Here is an 18,039-nt window from a genome sequence, read left to right as displayed (position 1 = left end):
CCATGGATCCGCACCCACCGACATGCCGTACGGCCTGCCTGAGCTGGCCGTACGGCGGAAACGGGTCAGACCTCGATCACCACGGGGACGATCATCGGGCGGCGACGGTAGGTGTCGCTCACCCAGCGCCCGACGGTCCTGCGGACCACCCTGCGGACCTGCTGGATGTCCACGACGCCGTCGGCGGCGTTCTCCTCGATCGCCCTCTCGAGCTGCGGGAGGACCTCCGTGAGCCGGTCGGGGTCGATGCCCGACCCCCGGGCGTGGATCTCCGGCCCTCCGGTCAGCTTGCCCGTGCCGGTGTCGACCACCACGACGATGGAGATGAAGCCCTCCTCGCCCAGGATGCGACGGTCCTTGAGGGCGAAGTCGGTGACGTCGCCGACCGAGGTGCCGTCCACGTAGACATAGCCCGCGGGGACCGCTCCCACGATCCGCGCGCGGCCGTCGAGCAGATCGACCACGACGCCGTCCTCGGCGATCACGATGTGGTCGTCGGGAACCCCGGTCAGCGCGGCGAGCTTGGCGTGCGCCCGCAGGTGACGCCACTCGCCGTGCACCGGCATGAAGTTCGACGGCCTGGTCAGGTTGAGCACGTAGAGCAGCTCGCCCGCGGCGGCGTGCCCGGAGACGTGCACCTTGGCGTTGCCCTTGTGCACCACGCGGGCGCCCCAGCGGCTCAGCCCGTTGATCACCTTGTTGACGGCGGTCTCGTTGCCCGGAACCAGGGAGGAGGCCAGCAAAACGGTGTCGCCCTCGGCCACCCTGATCGGATGGTCGCGGTTGGCCATACGCGACAGCGCCGCCATCGGCTCACCCTGCGATCCGGTGCAGATCAGCACGACGTCCTCGGGAGGACGGCCCTCGATCTCCTTGGCGTCGACGATGACGTCGGATGACACCCTCAGGTAGCCCAGATCCCTGGCGACGCCCATGTTGCGGACCATGGAGCGGCCGACCAGCGCGACCTTGCGGCCGTGCTTCTCCGCGGAGTCGATGACCTGCTGGACGCGGTGGATGTGGGAGGCGAAGCTCGCCACGATCACCCGCTTCTCCGCGGTGCGGATCACCTCGTCGATGACCGGGCCGATCTCCCGCTCGCTGGTGACGAAGCCCGGGACCTCCGCGTTCGTCGAGTCAGACATCAGCAGGTCGACGCCCTCGGCGCCGAGCCTGGCGAACCCGCCGAGGTCGGTCAGCCGTCCGTCGCTGGGCAGCTGGTCCATCCGGAAGTCACCGGTGTGCAGCACGATGCCCGCGGGCGTCCTGATCGCCACGGCCAGCGCGTCCGGGATCGAGTGGTTGACCGCGAAGAACTCGGTCTCGAACGGCCCGAACACACGCCGCTCGCCCTCGACGACCTCGACCTTGACCGGCTGGATGCGGTGCTCGGTGAGCTTGGCCTCGATCAGCGCCAGCGTCAGCTTCGAGCCGACGATCGGGATGTCACGCCGTTCCCGCAGCAGGTACGGCACGGCACCGATGTGGTCCTCGTGGGCGTGCGTCAGCACCAGCGCCTCGACGTCGTCGAGGCGGTCCCTGATGTACTCGAAATCGGGCAGGATCAGGTCGACGCCCGGCTGGTCGGGCTCGGGGAACAGCACCCCGCAGTCGACGATCAGCAGACGGCCGTCGTACTCGAAGACCGCCATGTTGCGGCCGATCTCGCCCAGGCCGCCCAGTGCGACGATGCGCAGCGCGCCTTCGGGAAGCTCGGGAGGCGGCCCGAGCTCCGGGTGGGGATGACTCATCCGGCCACGCCTCTCTGGTAGGTGGAGGCGGCCCTCTCCGCCGGCGGGACTGCTCCCTCGCCGAGCACTCCGGTCACCGGCCGGCCACTGTGTCCTCTGTCACTCAAACTTCCGTTTCTCCCCTCTGCGGCCGTCACCGGCCGCCGCGTTCCTTCTCATGACACATCTCCGTCGGGCAGCTTCACGCCACCCGCGATCAAGTCTTCTCTCAGCCGCGCGACCTGCTCCGCCGTGGCGTCGGCCAACGGTGCCCGCACCGGTCCCGCGGAGCGCCCCATCAGGGTCAGCGCCGCCTTCGTCATGATCGCACCGCCCGTCCGCGTCATGACGCCCTCGACCACCGGCAGGATCGCACGGTGTACGGCGAGCGCTCCCGCGACGTCGCCGGAGCGGTACAGGCTCATCATCGTGGCGATCTCGGCGCCCACGACGTGCCCGATGACGCTGACGCACCCCACGGCTCCGACCGAGATCCACGGCAGGTTGAGCGTGTCGTCGCCGGAGTAGAAGGCGAGGTCGGTCGCCGCCATCACCTGGGATCCGGCGAACAGGTCGGCCTTGGCGTCCTTGACCGCGACGATCCGCTCGTGCGCGGCCAGCCGCAGCAGGGTGGCGGTCTCGATGGGCACGCCGCTGCGACCCGGGATGTCGTAGAGCATGACCGGCAGGCCGGTGGCGTCGGCCACGGCGGTGAAGTGCCGGTAGAGCCCCTCTTGCGGGGGCTTGCTGTAGTAGGGCGTCACCACCAGGAGACCGTGCGCCCCGGCGCGCTCGGCGGCCTTGGCCAGCTCGACGCTGTGGCGGGTGTCGTTGGTGCCCGCTCCCGCCACGACCGTGGCGCGGTCGCCGACCTCCTCGACGACGGCGCGCAGGACGCGCTCCTTCTCCTCGTCCGTGGTCGTGGGGGACTCACCCGTGGTGCCGCTCACGATGATGCCGTCGTTGCGCTGTTCGTCCACCAGGTAGGCGGCAAGGCGCCGCACTCCCTCGTAGTCGACCGAGCCGTCCGCGGCGAACGGTGTGACCATCGCGGTCAGCATGCGGCCGAAGGGGGCGTCAGAGGTTCCAGTTGGCGCTGCCATAGACCGAACGCTACCCGGAACCACGCAAACGGTAGACCCCGCCACCCCGCCTAAGCCCTCTTCCCCCTTCCCCGCCTCGTCAACCCCCGCATCGCCCCGCTTCCTTCCCCCGGACACCCCCCCGTCGAAGCCCCACCGCCCCCGAACTCCAAACAAACCACCAAATAAGACAAACCCCCACAGAAGACCCCTCCATAGGCCGGAAACGGCCCGAACATCGCCACCCCAGAAGGCAGAAATTCCCCCAAGCCTTCCCCTGGTGCCATACCGGAGAGGCCCCCGCCCGATCCCTCCCGGCGCTCCACGCGGAGACCCTCCGTCCAGGACTTCCCGGCGCCGTGCGTGAGGAGTACCGCGCCCAAACCCGCGCCGCCGGGCGGAGCGAAGAGGTACGTCTCGGATTCCCCCGACCCCAAGCGTGAAGAGTGTCCGGCTTGGGCGCGTCGGTGTCTGGACTGAGGAGTGAGGGAGCGAAGCGGACGAACGATGAGGGAAGACACCGACCCGAAAGCGCCCAAGCCCGCTACGCCGCCAGGCGGAGCAAAGAGACCCGGCTTGGGCGCGTCGGTGCTTGGACTGAGGAACGCAGGAGCGAAGCGACGGAGAGACGAGGGAAAGCACCGACTCAGGGCGCTCAAGCCCGCGACGCCGCCAGGCGGAGCAAAGAAACACGGTTCGGGCGCGCCGGTGCTTGGACTGAGGAACGCAGGAGCGAAGCGACGGAGAGACGAGGGAAAGCACCGGCTCGAAGCGCCCGGACCCGCGACGCCGAAGGCGTCGCAAAGAGGCACAGAGGCCGCCGATATGTGCTCGGGGGTACACACATCGACGGCCTCTGTAGGTGAATCGAGGCTCCTTACGCGGGCGTTACACAGTCTCTGAGAGATTTTCACGCGCTCTCCGGGGGGCCGCAAAGTTGGAACTCCAAATCACCGCCATTACCGTGAGTTGTCCACCGAATACGTCAGGATGGGGCGACGCTGTCGAACCCAGGGATGAACACGTGGCAAGCTCCGATCCGGTCTACCTGCGCGTCGTCGCCGATATCCGCCGCCAGATCGTCGACGGCTCCCTTCCTCCCGGCGCGCCGATCCCCTCCCGCGCCCAGCTGACCAGAAAGTACGGCGTGGGCGAGACGGCCGCCCGTCACGCGCTGCGGGTGCTCGCCGCCGAGGGGCTGATCATCGGCCGCGTCGGCTCCGGCCACTACGTGAGGGCCAGGCCGGTGCTGCTGCCGCTGCACCGCTGGCGTTTCCACGATCACCACGCCCCCTTCGGCGCGGACATCCAGTCGCAGGGCACCCGTGCCACCTGGGAGTGGCGGGCCGAGCACACCGAGGCCCCGCCCGGCATCGCCCAGCGACTGCGCCTGGACGAGTCAGCCTCCGTGACCCGTGTCCGCTATGTCTTTCGCGGCGACGGCAGACCGGTCCAGCTGGCCACCTCCTATGAGCCGACCGGGTTCGGCGAGCCCGCGGCCGAGGAGAATCCCCGAGGTCTGATCTCGAGGCTCTCCTCCTTCGGCATCAAGGTCACCGAGATCGTCGAACAGGTCTACACGCGTGTGCCCCAGCCCGCCGAGAGCGACGTCCTCGCCCTGCCCGCGGGGGTCCACGTCCTGCATGTGGAGCGCACCCACTGGGCGGGCGACCGTCCGGTGGAGACCAGCGACATCGTCATCCCCGGCGACCGTTTCCGCCTGATCTACAACCACCCTCTGTGATGAGCCGGGTCCGGCGCGGGCCCGGCGGACGCTCAGGAGGCCGTTCCCACGGTCTCCGTCCCCACTTCGGCGCTCCCGCCCGCGCCCGTGACGGCGGGTGCCCCGAACCAGGTGGACAGGGCCGCGCCGAGCGGGACCGGGTTCGGATGTCCCTCCTCGTCCGCCCAGGCGACGAATCCGTCGGGCCTGACGAGCAGTCCGGCGAGCTGCGGCCTTTCCACGATCGCGCTCTCGACGACCTCGACACGGTCGCGGTAGCCGTACGCCGAGGCGGCGAGTTCCCCTGACGGGTCGAGCAGCAGCGCGCGGCCGGTGTGCATGTGGTCGGCGAGCCTGGACCCGTCGGCCAGCTCCAGGTCGGGGGCGCTCCTGCCGAGCAGCGGGTGATCCCCGGGGATGTCGTAGCGCTGCCAGACCCCGGAGAGCTGCTTGACGAGGTAGGTGGTTCCGGCCACGGTCTCCGCGAGGTTGGTGACCACCGCGCGCAGCGCCCTGGCGTGGCGGTCGGGGCGCATCACCGCGATCTGGGCGCGGGTCCATTCGAGCACCCAGGCGCCGATCGGGTGACGTTCCGCGGTGTAGGTGTCGAGCAGGTCCCGGGGGGCGTCACCGCGCACGGTCGCGGCGAGTTTCCAGCCGAGGTTCATGGCGTCGCCGAGACCGAGGTTGAGCCCCTGGCCGCCGAAAGGTGAATGGACGTGGGCGGCGTCCCCCGCGAGCAGCACCCGCCCCTTCCGGTAGGTGCTCACCTGCCTGGCGTTGTCGGTGAACCGGGTCGCGGTCTTGATGCCGGTCACGACGACGGGCGCCCCGGTGACCCGCCTGATCGAATCCTGCAGTTCCTCGGTGGTGACGGGGGCGTCCCGGTCCTTGGGCACGCCGCCGAACTCCACGGTCAGGATCCGGCCGGGCATGGGACCGTAGGCGTAGACGCCGGTCGGAGTGGCGCTCCAGCCCAGCCGCAGTTCCTCCGTGCCCTCCATCACGGCCATGGCCTGGTGGGCGGTGATCTCGGGGTCGGTGCCGGGGAAGTCGAAACCCGCGAGCTTGCGCACGAGGCTCCTTCCCCCGTCGCAGCCGACCAGCCAGCCGCCACGGATCGTGTCCTCGGTGGTGGTGACGGTCACCCCGTCCTCGTCGGCCTCGAAGCCGGTCAGCTCGACTCCCTTGCGCACCTCGATCCCGAGTTCGGCGGCGCGTTCGGCCAGAATCCGCTCAAGCTGCTGCTGACCGACCAGCTTGACGTTGTCGCCGGGGCCGTTCCCGCCCAGGTCGGGGTCGTCGGGGTCGAGCAGGTCCCCGCTGAGCACGATCCCCGCGAAGTGTCCCGCGAACTTCGGCCCGCCCCGCGGCTTCCCCTTGGGCGCGTTCCCCGTCATGAAGGCGGCGAGGTTCTCCTCCTCCGCCGCGCGGAGCGCGGGAAGCAGGCCCCGCCGGTAGAGCGCCTCGACACTGGGCGTGTTGAGCGAGCCCGCCTTGACGGTCCGGTCGATCTCGGTCAGCCGTTCGATCACCACGACCGAGGCGCCTCCGACCGCCAGCTCACAGGCCAGCATCAGCCCGACGGGCCCGCCTCCGGCCACCACGACGTCATACGACACGCCACACCTCCACGATGATTCTTACTGTCACTAGAAAGTTACTACGACTAAAAACTTTTATCAACTATAGTCAGCGCATGAGCAGCGAGCCAGGACTCCGTGAGCGGAAGAAGCAGCGGACACGCCAGACGATCTCGGACATCGCCTCCGGGCTCTTCCTCAGGCGCGGGTTCGACAACGTCACGGTCGCCGAGGTGGCCGAGGCGGCGGGCGTCTCGGCGAAGACGGTCTTCAACTACTTCCCGCGGAAGGAGGACCTCTTCCTCGACCGGTTCCCCGAGGCCGCAGAGCTGATCACCAGGGCCATCAGGGAACGCCCGGAGGGCGAGGAGCCGCTGGCCGCGCTACGGCGCCTGCAGCGGGAGCTCCTGCGGGACAACCACCCCTTCGGCGCGTTCACCGACGGTTACCGGTTCTTCTGGCAGGTCGTGATCGACTCCCCGTCACTGCAGGCGCGGGCCAGGGAACGGGCGGCCGAATTCGAGGAGTTGCTCGGCTCGCTGCTGGCCGAGGCCGCGGGGGCGCCCCCCGACGACCCGTGGTCACGGGTCTCCGCGGCGATGATCGTCTCGGCCTACCGCACGGTCTACGTCACCACCGTGGACAAGGTCTTCGCCGGCGAGCCCATCCAGAAGGTGGTCGAGGACCACGCCGCCCTGCTCGATCGCGTCTTCGACCGCCTCGAACGGGCTCTGGCCCCCTCTTGACGGCCGCTACCGCTCGACGACGTGCTCCAGCGGCTCCGCAGGAGGGTCGTCCAGCTCCCGCACGACGTAGGTGACCTCGGCTCCGATGGCCAGGGCGTAGCGCCTGATCGTGGACAGGTGAGGGTCACCGCCGAGGCGCTCGAAGTCGGAGACCGCGGGCTGGGTGCGGCGCATCCGCTCGGCGACCTGAGCCTGGGTGAGGCCCCGCGCCCTGCGCAACCTGACGAGTTCCTCGATGAGCCGCACGTCGCGCTCGGCGGCGCGCAGTTCGCGCCGCGTCTCAGGAGCCTCAGGATCGATCCCGAGCAGCTCGGCGATGTGCGGGTCGATCACGATCAGGCCTCCTTGTATCGGCTACACCTTATATTCTGGCGTACCCCAAAGGCCCGCACCCCCCATGATGCATCGCGCTCCCCCATCCCGTGCGCCCCGTTTTCGGCACAGTCGTACGGCATGCGCGCCTGACCTTTTCCCGGGCCGGGGCCGAAACCGGCCCCGGAGGAATCCGCCGGCGCCGGACGACGCATACGGATGACCGATAACGAAAAATCCCGCCTTTTCTCCGATCCGGGGGAATTCCACGTATTCACTTTCTTGACACCTCGCTTCCCCGCCTAAGATGCTGACGGGGAAGCCCACAGCCGACAGTCATGGTTCGGTGATGAATAATAATTCTGCGGTGGAATGTCCCGCTTGGTGTGACGGTAACCACGGCAACCGCGACGCTCTCACGACGACCCATCGCACGACTGTCTGGAAGGGCCTGCACCTCACGATCACGGCCAGCCAGACCGTGCGCCCCCACTCACCCGACGAGCAGGACGGCCCGTCGATCCTGCTGACGATCCCCTACGCCAGCGCCAAGCCCGCCGTACGGCTCTCGCCCGGCGCGGCCAGGGCGTTGGCCGCGATCATCGAGAAGTCCGACGGACGGGGCGGCACCGAGTATCTCGTCGCGGAGTTACGGCACGCGGCGGATCTCCTGGCCCCCATGGAAACCCGCTGAGAGCCAACTGAGAGTCATCGGCCGGGCAGTTTGGCCGCCAGGATGTTCAGTTTGTTGACCGCGGGGGGCTTGGCGAACAGGCGCGAGGTCTGGTCCTCAAGCGTCTTGGCGATCTGGCCCGACAGGTGGGCTTCCCTGCCCGCCTCGTCGGCGAAGGCGTCGAACACGGCGAAGGTCGTCGGCCCCAGGCGGATGGAGAACCACACCGGTGTCCCCTCCTCCGTCTCGGCGAGCGCGATCGCCTCCTTGAGGAAGCTCTCGACCTCGTCCTCTTTGCCGGGCTTGGCTTCGAGCAGCACGAACAGCCCCAGGGTGACCATTTATCCTCCCGCCGGTCCAGCGAAGGTTTCGCCGTCTCCCCCCAGCGTCTCCGCCTCATGACCACGGCTACACCGTGTGATCACCCGGGACCTCTAAAATCACACCCGGCCGGTCTCGTCACTCCTGCGTCCGGGCCCGCAGCACCTCAAGCGCCCGGTCGGCGTGGGACAGCATGCTGGTCTCACTGTGGATCACTTCGAGCAGGCGGCGGTCGACGTCGATGACGAAGGTCATCCTGCGGGTGAGGAACGGCCCGACCGCGAAGTTACGGCGCGCGCCGAGCTTGCGGGCCACGGCCCCGTCGGGGTCGGACAGCAGGGGAAAGCCCAGGTCGTAGGTGTCGGCGAACTTCTTCTGCCGGGTGACGGCGTCACGGCTGATGCCGACCGGGTTCGCGCCGACCTCCTCGAACTCCTCCGCCAGGTCGCGGAAGTGGCAGCTCTCCGCGGTGCACCCCGTGGTCATGGCCGCGGGGTAGAAGAACAGCACCACCGGCCCCTTGGCCACCAGATCACCGAGCCGCCGTGCCGTACCGGTCTCGTCGAGGAGCTCGAAGTCCTCGACCACGTCCCCGACCTTGGGGCTTCCAGCCATGACCGTCCTCCATATGTCGCCGAAGGGCCCGCGTCGCCCGCCCGCCCGTGACCGTAGGGGGAACCACCCCCTGCCCGCGGGCACCGGTCTCGCTGACCGTATAACCGCTCCTCCCGTGCCGGGAAGAGACGGTGGGGACAATGTTGCTCTCCGGAACCGTGAACGGCCCCCACGAACGACGCCGGGGGAAACGGATCGCTTTCCGATCGGCAGGCGTCAGGCGTTTTCCCCCGTCCTTTCAGCGTGTACGGCACCTGTCCGGAACATTGGAATTCGAAAATGGCCACATTCCCCAACAAAGCACCACGACAATTCGGGGAATTCCTCAGGAGCGCGCCCGCTGGCTCACGGCCACGCACACGAGTACGGCCAGTGCCGCGGCGACCGTCACCGGGTCGAACGGCTCGCCGAGCAGGAGCCAGGCCCACAGCAGGGTGAGCAGCGGCTGGGCGAGCTGGGTCTGCCCGGCCCTGGCGATGCCGCCCTTGGCCAGCCCCGCGTACCAGGGGATGAAGCCGAGGAACATCGAGATCAGGCCGACGTAGGCGAACCCGGCCAGCGAGGCCGCACTCGGCCGTACCTCCGTGGTCAGCGCCAGCGCGACCGTCAGGGGGACCGTGAGCGGGGCCGCGACGACGAGGGCGTAGGAGATCACCCGCCAGCCGGGGGTCCGCCTGGCCAGGCGTCCTCCCTCGGTGTAGCCGACGGCGGCCGACAGCAGCGCCCCGACCAGCAGCAGGTCGGCGCCGGTGACATGGCCGCCGCCCCTGCCGACGGTGAAGACCGTGATCGACAGGGCGCCGAGCGCGCAGGCGGCCCAGAACAGCGGCCTCGGCCGTTCCCCGCCCCGCAGGACGGCGCAGACGGCGGTCGCGGCGGGCAGCAGGCCGACCACGACGGCGGCGTGGGAGGTGTCGGCTCCGGCGTCCAGGGCCAGCCCGCTGAGGATCGGGAAGCCGAAGACCACCCCGGCGGCGATGACCAGGTACGACCACAGGTGCTCTCTGGGCGGCAGTAAGGGAGCCCTGGCCACCAGCAGGAACACGACCGCCGCGACGACGGCGACCACGGCGCGCCCGATCGCGACGAGGTAGGGGTCGAACCCCTCCATCGCGAAGACCGTGCCGGGGAAGGAGCCGGAGAAGGTCAGCACCCCCAGCCCCGCGAGCAGGGTCCCGCGCCACGAGGCGCCTCCCTCCGACGACGCCGGGATCTCCCGGCCGACCGCTATCGGGCTGGCGAGCGTAGCGCTACTCTTGTCTCTCATGAATGACGATAGCAGTATCGTCCGATTGGCCGCCATTCTCAGGGACGAGGCCGGGCGGCTGCGGCCGGGCGACAGGCTGCCGTCGAGCCGCGAGCTGATGCGGGTTCACGGTGTGAGCCCGGTGACCGTCTCCAGGGCGCTCAGCAGGCTCGCCACCGAGGGCCGGGTGATCGTCAGGCCGGGCAGCGGGACCTACGTGGCCCCCGCGCAGGCGCGGGTGGAGAACGCCCCCGACCTGTCCTGGCAGACGGTCGCGCTCGGCGACCGGGTGGTCGACGACACCGACGTGGTGGGGCTGCTCACCCCGCCGCCCGAGGGCGTCGTCCCGCTCACCGGGGGCTACCTCAACCCGTCGATCCGCCCCGCGCGAGCCCTGTCGGCGGCCGGAGCACGGGCGATGCGGCGTCCCGGCGTCTGGGAGGTGCCACCGCTGGGCGGCCTGCCCGAGCTGCGCGGGTGGTTCGCCTGCGAGCTGGGCGGCGACGTGACCGCCGCCGACGTCCTCGTGGTCAGCGGCGGGCAGGCCGCCCTCACCCACGCCCTGCGTGCCCTGGCCGCCCCCGGTACCCCCCTGCTGGTCGAGACGCCCACCTACCCGGGGGCGCTCGCCGCGGCGCGGGCCGCCGGGCTGCGGGCGACGGCCGTACCGATGGACGGGGACGGGGTGCGGCCCGACCTGCTGGCCGAGGCGTTCGCCGTCACGGGCGCGCGGGTCTTCCTGTGCCAGCCGACGCTGCACAACCCGACCGGCGCGACGCTCCCCCTCGACCGGCGCACCCAGGTGCTCGCGGTCGCGCGGGCCGCCGGGGCGTTCGTCGTCGAGGACGACTACGCCAGATACTTCGCGACCTCTCCGGTCCCGCCGCCGCTGGCCGCGCTCGACGAGCACGGGACCGTGGTGCACATCAACTCGCTCACCAAGGTCCTGTCCCCCAACATGCGCGTGGCGGGCCTCGTCGCCAGGGGACCCGCGGCGCGGCGGCTGCGGGCGAGCCAGATCGTCGAGTCGTTCTTCGTCGCCAGGCCGCTGCAGGAGACCGCTCTGGAGTTCGTCGGCTCACCGGCCTGGCGCCGCCACCTGGACACGCTGGAGAGCGAGCTGACGGCCCGCAGGAACGCCCTGGCGGGCGCGCTCGCCGCCTTCGCCCCGGCCGCGGAGATCCACCTCGTCCCCCGTGGCGGCCTGCACCTGTGGGTACGGCTCCCGCGCCATCTGGACGAGGAGGCCGTGGTCGAGCGGGCCAGGCGGGCGGGCGTCCTGGTGAGCCCGGGACGCATCTACTACCCGGCCGAGCCGCCCGGCCCCCGGATCAGGATCAGCCACTCGGCGGCGGCGCACACGACGGAGCTGGCCGAGGGGGTCAGGCGGCTGGCGACGGCGATCGAGGAGGCCTGAGCACCTCCGTCCGCGCCCGCCGAGGCGAGAAGTCGACACCATTGAAAGCCTTATGCAGGTGCGGGAGAGAGAAAAACCCCCTATTGGCATACAGTGGTTTCAACAGCGGTTTCGAAGAGGTGACTGACCATGGGCAACGCCGCCGACCTGGTGTGCGACTTCGTGAACACCTACGACGTCGAGAGCGCGACCGACTCGATCCCGTCCCCCGCCACGCTGACCGCCTGGCTCGGCAGGCGCGAGTTGATCGGGCCCGCCGACACGGCGGACGAGACCGACGTGAGCGCCGCCGTGGACCTGCGCGAATCCCTGCGTGCCGCGCTGCGGCACAACCACGACCGGGACCAGGAGGCGACCCCGCCCAGGTCGTTCCCCGATCTCGCGCTGCGGGTCGTCCTGACCGAGGCGGGGCCGGTCCTCGAACCGGCCGCCTCCGGCGTCCCCGGCGGGCTCGCCAAGATCGCGGCGGCCGTGATGGAGGCGCACGCCGAGGGCATGTGGCCCAGGCTGAAGGTCTGCACGGAGAGCACCTGTCAGTGGGCCTTCGTCGACTCCTCGAAGAACCGCTCGCGCTCGTGGTGTTCCATGAAGGTGTGCGGCAACCGCACCAAGACTCGGGCATATCGGGCACGGCGCCAGACCGAGACGCAGCCGCGTCATCTCTGAGTCTGATTCCCCGATACGGTGTAGGGGCTGCCTCACGGTTCCACCCGCCTGATGCCCGCTCGCGTGGCACGAGACCCGCGAGGCGGCGTGTCATGGGCGACGGCAGACGGCAGAGAGGGAGCGGGCCGAATGGCAGACGTAGGCGTGCGGGCGGCTCGGCACGATGATGTCGCCGCGGTGGCGAGCACCCAGATTCGCGCCTGGAGATACGGCTATCGGGACTTCCTTCCCGAGGGGCCGCTTGAGCAGATGACCGGCACGGCGGCCGAGGACCTCTGGCGACGGCAGTGGGACGAGGCGATCGTCTCCCCGCCCAGCAGGCGGCACCGGGTGCTCGTGGCGGTCGAGAAGGTCGTCCTGGACACCGACGCGTTCCCCGCGCTCGGTCCCGGCGGCATCGCGGCCGCGGCGGCGGCCCTGGGTCCCGAGCGCGTCGTCGGGCTGGCCTCGCACGCCCCCGCGGAGGACCCCGACCTCGATCCGACCACGACCGGTGAGCTGCTGACCTTCCTGGTCGATCCCGACCACATACGGCGCGGCCACGGCAGCCGCCTGCTGAACGCCACGGTCGACCACTTCAGGGAGGACGGCTACCGCACCATCGTGACGTGGGCGTTCGCCGACAACCACGCGGTGCTCGGCTTCCTTGAGTCGGCCGGCTGGGGCGAGGACGGCGCCGAACGAGTGCTGCACATCGGTCGCTCCGTGCGGATGGTCCGCCTGGCCACCGACATCAGCTGACCTTCGAGAGGACGTTCGCAGCCATGGCCACCCCGAGCCAGTGGATCGCCGGAGCCCGCCCGCGCACCCTGCCCGCCGCCGTCGTCCCGGTCGCCGTCGGCACCGGCGTCGCCTTCGGCTACGACGGCGCGGTGTGGTGGCGGGCCCTGCTCGCCCTGTTCGTCGCGCTCGCCCTGCAGATCGGCGTGAACTACGCCAACGACTACAGCGACGGCGTGCGCGGCACCGACGACGGCAGGGTCGGCCCGATGCGGCTGGTCGGCTCGGGGGCGGCCTCCCCTCGCGAGGTGCTCTCCGCGGCCTTCGGCTGCTTCCTGGCCGCCGCGGTCGCCGGCCTGGTCCTGGTCGTGGTGACCCGCGCGTGGTGGCTGCTCCTGGTCGGCGCGCTGTCGATCGCGGCGGCCTGGTTCTACACCGGGGGCTCACGGCCGTACGGCTACCGCGCGATGGGTGAGATCTCGGTGTTCGCGTTCTTCGGCCTGGTCGCGGTCGCGGGCACCACGTTCGTCCAGACCGAGTCGTTGCCGTGGACCGCGATCGCCGCCGCGGTCCCCGTCGGCCTGCTGGCCTGCGCGCTGCTGGTGGTCAACAACCTGCGCGACATCGTGACCGACGGCCCCGCGGGCAAGCGCACCATGGCCGTCGTGCTCGGCGACGGCCGTACCCGCACGCTCTACTCGGTGTGCCTGATCCTGCCGCTGGTCGTCGCGCTGGCACTGGTCCCCTGGCAGCCCTTCGCCGCGCTCACCCTGCTCGCCGCCCCACTGGCCGTCGCCCCCGTCAGGGCGGTCGCCCAGGGCGCCACCGGCCGGGCGCTGATCGCGACGCTGCAGCAGACCGGCCGTTTCCAGCTCGTCTTCGGCCTGCTGTTCACCGCGGGCCTGGCCCTGCACGCCCTGTAGGGCTCCCCGCCCGGCGATCACCTTGGAGACCGGTACAGTCCGGACCCCTTGACCTCGTGTTCTCCGACAACGGGAGCACACCGCGTGCCCTGGTTCACTGAAGGTGAATGTCCAAGGCACCGGGTGGAGGCGTAGTGGCCGTCGAGCAACGCGGGATCGAACTGGTCTCGCCGTCCGAGAGGTACGGCAGGCCACGTGACCTGCTGTTCCTGTGGACCGGGACCACCATGGGAGTCTTCACCCTGGTCTACGGGACCGTCGTCGTCTCCCTCGGGCTCAGCTTTCCGCAGGCCGTGCTGGCCATCGTGATCGGCAACCTGCTGTCCTTCCCGCTGGTCGGCCTGACCAGCCTCCAGGGGCCGGCCGTCGGCACCTCGACGATGGCGGTCTCCCGCGCCGCGTTCGGCCCCAAGGGCGCCCGGGTGCTCAGCTTCTTCGGCTGGATCAACATGGTCGGCTTCGAGGCGGGCGGCATGGTGCTGATCACCTTCGCCTCGCTGGCCCTGCTCGACCAGGCCGGAATCGCCTCCCAGAGCGCGGCCCTGAAGGTCGGCGTGATCGTCGTCGCGGCGCTGATCCAGCTCGTCCTGCCGCTCGTCGGGCACGCCGCCGTCATGAAGGCCCAGAAGTACTTCACGTGGGTTTTCGTCGCGATGTTCGCCGTCATGGCCGTTCTCGTCGGCCCGAAGGTGCAGGCCGCCGCCGGGGGCGGGGCCGACTTCGCCACGTTCACCGTCGCGGTCGCGCTGGTCATGTCGTGCGGCGGCCTGTCCTGGGCCCCGCTGGGCAGCGACTACTCGCGCTACCTGCCCGCCTCCTCCAGCAGGAAGGCCGTCTTCGGATACGCCGCGCTCGGCGGGCTGGTGCCGTACGTGCTGCTGATGACGCTCGGCGCGGCCGTCGCCACCGTGGTCAAGGACGCGGGCGACCCCGTCTCCGGGCTGCCCGGCGCGCTGCCCTCCTGGTTCGTCGTGCCCTACCTGCTGCTGGCGATCGTCACGCTGTTCGCGGTCAACACCACCGACCTCTACTCCTCCGGCCTGAACCTGCAGGCCTCGGGAATCAGGCTGAACCGTTCGGCCGCGGTCGTGCTCGACCTGGTGATCTGCGTGGCCATCACCTGTGTGGCGGTGTTCTCCGACTCCTTCAACACGATGCTCAACACCTTCCTCGGGCTGCTGATCCTCTGGCTGGCCCCGTGGGCCGGCGTCTACCTGACCGACTGGCTGCGACGCCGGGGTTCCTACGACGCCGAGGGCCTGTTCGCCGAGGCCGGGCCGTACCACGGGCGTGGGGGCGTCCGCTGGAACGGGATCATCGCGCAGGCCGCGGGCATGGTCGCGGCGGCGCTGTGGATCAACTCGGCGGCCTTCACCGGGCCGCTCTCCCAGGCGACCGGCGGCTCCGACCTGAGCATCTTCGCGGGTGTGGCCGTGGCCGGCCTGGTCTACGCCGCGCTGGAACGCCGCCCCGCCCCCGTCCCCGTCCCCGCCTGACCCGCAGAAAGGCCGCAGCGAAATGCCCGACCGCGCCCTGCTCGACGTCGCGTACGGACGACGTCCCGCCGACACGATCATCACCAACGGTGTCCTGGTCAACGTGCTGACCGGCGAGACCTATCCCGCGGAGATCGGGATCAGCGGCTCCCGGATCGCCCTGGTCGGTCCCGACCTGCCCCGTGGCCCCGAGACGAAGATCATCGACGCCCGGGGCGGCCACCTCGTCCCCGGCCTGATCGACGGCCACCTGCACATCGAGTGCAGCAAGCTCTCCGTGACCAGCTTCGCCGACCTGGTGGTCCCCTACGGCACGACCAGCGTCGTCTCCGGCCTGGACCAGATTCTGGTGGCCGAGGGCCTGCCCGGGGTCCGGAGCTGCCTGGACGAGGCCGCGGCCACCGGCATGCGCGTCTGGTGGGGGGCACCCGCCAAGGCCCCCTACACCGTCCCCGAGTCGACCGTCGGGCACACCTTCGGCCCCGACGAGCACCGGCTGGTCCACGAGTGGCCCGAGTGCGTCGGCATCTGGGAGACCGTGCAGGAGTTCGTCGAGCACGGCGACGAGGCCGTCATGGAGGCCCTCGACCTGGCCGAACGCCACCGGCTCCCGGTCTTCGGCTGCGCCCCGATGTCCGACACACGCCGGATCAGCGGCCTGGCCGCGGCCGGAATCCGCCTGGACCACGAGTCGTACTCGGCGCAGGAGACACTGGAGAAGCTCCGCCTGGGTATCTACGCCATCGTGCGTGAGTCCAGCGTCGCCCACTTCCTGCAGGAGAACATCCAGGTGGTCTCCCAGGTCGGCGCGCGCCGGGTGGCCTTCTGCACCGACGACGTGCACGCCGCCGACGTGCTCGCCGCCGGGCACATGGACAAGCTGGTCCGGATGGCCGTCAAGGCGGGCGTCGACCCGGTGACCGCGATCCAGATGGCCACGATCAACTGCGCGGAGATGTACCGGATCGACCACCTGGTCGGCAGCATCGCCCCGGGACGCTTCGCCGACGTGCTGATCGTGGACGACCTGTCCGACTTCCAGGTGCGTGAGGTCGTGGCCGGTGGCAGGCTCGTGGCCAGGGACAACGCCATGATCACGCCCACGGCGCCGCCCGCCCGCCCGCCGGTGCGGCCCTTCCCGGTCGCCGAGCTGACCGCGGACGACATCGTGCTGCGCGCTCCCGAAGGGGCCGCCTCGGTCACCGCGCTGGCCATGCGGATGAGCCCCGAGCAGGTCTTCGTCCGCAAGCGGCACGACGTCACGCTCCCCGTGACCGGCGGCGTCGTCGAACCGTCCGTCGAGCACGACGCGCTCTACATCACGGTCGTCGAACGGTACGGCAAGACCGTCAACCGGCCGGTCGCCCTGGTCAACGGCTTCGGTATCACCAGGGGCGCCATCGCCACCAGCGCCGCCCCCGACGACAACAACATCATCTGCGTCGGCGCCTCCCGCTCCGACATGGCCCTCGCGGTCAACGAGGTCGTCCGGGCGGGCGGCGGCCAGGCCGTCGTGGTGGACGGCGAGGTCCTGCGGCTGCTGCCGCTGCCGGTCGGCGGCATCGTCTCCGACCTGCCCGCGCGGGAGATGGCCGAGGCGGAGAGCGAGCTGGACGACCTGGCCCGCGAACTGGGCTGCGCGCTGCCCTCACCGCTGATGTATCTCTTCTTCCTGTCGATCACCGCGATCCCCGACTACGCCATCACCGATCTCGGCCTGGTGGACTGCGTCGAACTCAAGGTCGTCGACCCGATCCTCTCCTGGAGCTAGAGCATGACCGACTTCATCGCGGGGCTGCCCAAGTGCGAGCTCCACCTGCACATCGAGGGCACCCTCGAACCCGAGCTCAAGTTCACGCTCGCCGAGCGCAACGGCATCGAGCTGCCCTACTCCTCGGTCGAGGACATCAGGGCCGCCTACTCCTTCGACGACCTGCCCTCCTTCCTCAAGATCTACTACGAGGGCATGGAGGTGCTGCGCACCGAGCCCGACTTCTACGACCTGGCCATGGCCTACCTGCGCAAGGCCGCCTCGCAGAACGTCCGCTACGCGGAGATCTTCTTCGACCCGCAGGCCCACACCTCGCGCGGTGTGCCCTTCGACCTCGTGATCCGCGGCCTGCGCCGCGCGCTGATCGACGCCGAACGGCAGCTCGGGATCAGGGCGCAGCTCATCATGTGCTTCCTGCGCGACTTCCAGGCCGAGTACGCCATGGCGACGTTGCTGGAGTCGCTGCCGTACCGGGAGTGGATCGTGGGTGTCGGCCTCGACTCCGACGAGAAGGGCAACCCCCCGGTCAAGTTCAAGGCCGTCTACGAGCGGGCCAGGCAGGAGGGTTACCTGCTGACCATGCACTGCGACGTCGACCAGGAGAACTCGGTCGAGCACATCCGCCAGGCCGTCGAGGAGATCGGCGTGGACCGCGTCGACCACGGCGTCAACGTCCTTGAGGACCCGGCGCTGGTCGAGACGCTCCGCGAGCGGGGGCTCGGGCTGACCGTGTGCCCGATCTCCAACGGCTACGTGACGGACTCGACGAAGGCCGACGCCATCCGCAGGATGCTCGACCTCGGTCTGCGTGTCACGGTCAACTCCGATGACCCGGCCTACTTCGCCGGTTACGTCCAGGAGAACCTGACCGTCCTGGCCGAGGAGCTCTCGCTGACCGAGGAGGACCTCGTCCAGCTCGAACGCAACGCCTTCGAGATCACCTGGCTGCCCCGCCACCTGAAGGACGCCTACCTCGCCGAGCTGGACGCCTACGCCGCTCGCTGAGCCACCCGCT

Annotated in this window: 17 protein-coding genes; 10 read left to right on the top strand and 7 right to left on the bottom strand. The window is 70.1% G+C overall.

The annotated features are described in order from the left end of the window. Positions 1 to 65: 65 nt before the first annotated feature. Complete coding sequence (locus ACFYY8_RS21050; protein ID WP_390043289.1) at positions 66 to 1,751, bottom strand: ribonuclease J; 1,686 nt, start codon at positions 1,749 to 1,751, stop codon at positions 66 to 68. Positions 1,752 to 1,906: 155 nt separating this feature from the next. Then, a complete protein-coding gene (gene dapA, locus ACFYY8_RS21045) occupies positions 1,907 to 2,833 on the bottom strand; it encodes a 4-hydroxy-tetrahydrodipicolinate synthase (RefSeq protein WP_390043287.1) in 927 nt (308 codons plus the stop codon). Between the two features lie 1,003 nt (positions 2,834 to 3,836). Here dapA and ACFYY8_RS21040 point away from each other — a divergent pair. Next, positions 3,837 to 4,556 (top strand): GntR family transcriptional regulator, encoded by a 720-nt coding sequence (locus tag ACFYY8_RS21040; protein ID WP_390043285.1) that lies wholly within the window; start codon positions 3,837 to 3,839, stop codon positions 4,554 to 4,556. A gap of 32 nt (positions 4,557 to 4,588) precedes the next feature. Here the strand turns inward: ACFYY8_RS21040 and ACFYY8_RS21035 are convergent, their stop codons facing one another. Beyond that, the gene (locus tag ACFYY8_RS21035) at positions 4,589 to 6,157 is read right to left on the bottom strand and encodes an FAD-dependent monooxygenase (protein ID WP_390043283.1); all 1,569 of its coding nucleotides are present in this window, start codon (positions 6,155 to 6,157) and stop codon (positions 4,589 to 4,591) included. A gap of 77 nt (positions 6,158 to 6,234) precedes the next feature. Between ACFYY8_RS21035 and ACFYY8_RS21030 the strand changes: the two genes are divergently transcribed. Then, positions 6,235 to 6,864 (top strand): TetR/AcrR family transcriptional regulator, encoded by a 630-nt coding sequence (locus ACFYY8_RS21030; RefSeq protein ID WP_390043281.1) that lies wholly within the window; start codon positions 6,235 to 6,237, stop codon positions 6,862 to 6,864. A gap of 6 nt (positions 6,865 to 6,870) precedes the next feature. On the opposite strand, the gene ACFYY8_RS21025 is transcribed toward ACFYY8_RS21030, so the two are convergent. Further along, positions 6,871 to 7,197, bottom strand: coding sequence for a helix-turn-helix domain-containing protein (locus ACFYY8_RS21025; RefSeq protein WP_390043279.1), 327 nt, complete (start codon positions 7,195 to 7,197; stop codon positions 6,871 to 6,873). A gap of 346 nt (positions 7,198 to 7,543) precedes the next feature. Here ACFYY8_RS21025 and ACFYY8_RS21020 point away from each other — a divergent pair, with 346 nt between their 5' ends. Beyond that, positions 7,544 to 7,870: a hypothetical protein gene (locus tag ACFYY8_RS21020; RefSeq protein ID WP_390043277.1), complete on the top strand. Its 327-nt coding sequence runs from the start codon at positions 7,544 to 7,546 to the stop codon at positions 7,868 to 7,870. Positions 7,871 to 7,884: 14 nt separating this feature from the next. On the opposite strand, the gene ACFYY8_RS21015 is transcribed toward ACFYY8_RS21020, so the two are convergent. The 3 genes from ACFYY8_RS21015 to ACFYY8_RS21005 all read right to left on the bottom strand — a co-directional run bounded on the left by ACFYY8_RS21015 (position 7,885) and on the right by ACFYY8_RS21005 (position 10,052). Further along, entirely contained in the window at positions 7,885 to 8,190 is a 306-nt protein-coding gene (locus ACFYY8_RS21015; protein ID WP_390043276.1) for a putative quinol monooxygenase, read from the bottom strand. 118 nt (positions 8,191 to 8,308) lie between these two features. Next, positions 8,309 to 8,785 carry a peroxiredoxin gene (locus ACFYY8_RS21010; protein ID WP_390043274.1) on the bottom strand — a complete coding sequence of 159 codons (477 nt, stop codon included), beginning with the start codon at positions 8,783 to 8,785 and terminating at the stop codon, positions 8,309 to 8,311. Between the two features lie 325 nt (positions 8,786 to 9,110). Continuing rightward, positions 9,111 to 10,052: a DMT family transporter gene (locus tag ACFYY8_RS21005; protein ID WP_390043272.1), complete on the bottom strand. Its 942-nt coding sequence runs from the start codon at positions 10,050 to 10,052 to the stop codon at positions 9,111 to 9,113. Between the two features lie 16 nt (positions 10,053 to 10,068). On the opposite strand from ACFYY8_RS21005, the gene ACFYY8_RS21000 reads away from it, so the two are divergent. The 7 genes from ACFYY8_RS21000 (at position 10,069) to ACFYY8_RS20970 (ending at position 18,029) form a co-directional block, all read left to right on the top strand. Next, positions 10,069 to 11,448 carry a PLP-dependent aminotransferase family protein gene (locus ACFYY8_RS21000; protein WP_390043690.1) on the top strand — a complete coding sequence of 460 codons (1,380 nt, stop codon included), beginning with the start codon at positions 10,069 to 10,071 and terminating at the stop codon, positions 11,446 to 11,448. A 129-nt stretch (positions 11,449 to 11,577) separates the two neighbouring features. Continuing rightward, positions 11,578 to 12,114 carry a CGNR zinc finger domain-containing protein gene (locus ACFYY8_RS20995; protein ID WP_390043270.1) on the top strand — a complete coding sequence of 179 codons (537 nt, stop codon included), beginning with the start codon at positions 11,578 to 11,580 and terminating at the stop codon, positions 12,112 to 12,114. 129 nt (positions 12,115 to 12,243) lie between these two features. After that, a complete protein-coding gene (locus ACFYY8_RS20990; RefSeq protein WP_352008466.1) occupies positions 12,244 to 12,855 on the top strand; it encodes a GNAT family N-acetyltransferase in 612 nt (203 codons plus the stop codon). Between the two features lie 23 nt (positions 12,856 to 12,878). Continuing rightward, positions 12,879 to 13,757 (top strand): 1,4-dihydroxy-2-naphthoate polyprenyltransferase, encoded by an 879-nt coding sequence (locus ACFYY8_RS20985; RefSeq protein ID WP_390043267.1) that lies wholly within the window; start codon positions 12,879 to 12,881, stop codon positions 13,755 to 13,757. Positions 13,758 to 13,891: 134 nt separating this feature from the next. Then, positions 13,892 to 15,253 (top strand): purine-cytosine permease family protein, encoded by a 1,362-nt coding sequence (locus ACFYY8_RS20980; protein ID WP_390043265.1) that lies wholly within the window; start codon positions 13,892 to 13,894, stop codon positions 15,251 to 15,253. 22 nt (positions 15,254 to 15,275) lie between these two features. Next, positions 15,276 to 17,024, top strand: coding sequence for an adenine deaminase C-terminal domain-containing protein (locus ACFYY8_RS20975; RefSeq protein ID WP_390043263.1), 1,749 nt, complete (start codon positions 15,276 to 15,278; stop codon positions 17,022 to 17,024). Between the two features lie 3 nt (positions 17,025 to 17,027). Further along, complete coding sequence (locus ACFYY8_RS20970; protein ID WP_390043261.1) at positions 17,028 to 18,029, top strand: adenosine deaminase; 1,002 nt, start codon at positions 17,028 to 17,030, stop codon at positions 18,027 to 18,029. The last annotated feature ends 10 nt before the right edge of the window (positions 18,030 to 18,039 follow it).

Source organism: Streptosporangium sp. NPDC001559 (genome assembly GCF_042893955.1).
Taxonomy (GTDB): Bacteria; Actinomycetota; Actinomycetes; order Streptosporangiales; family Streptosporangiaceae; genus Streptosporangium.
Note: the sequence above shows the minus strand (reverse complement) of the source record. Positions and strands in the feature narration are given on the sequence as shown.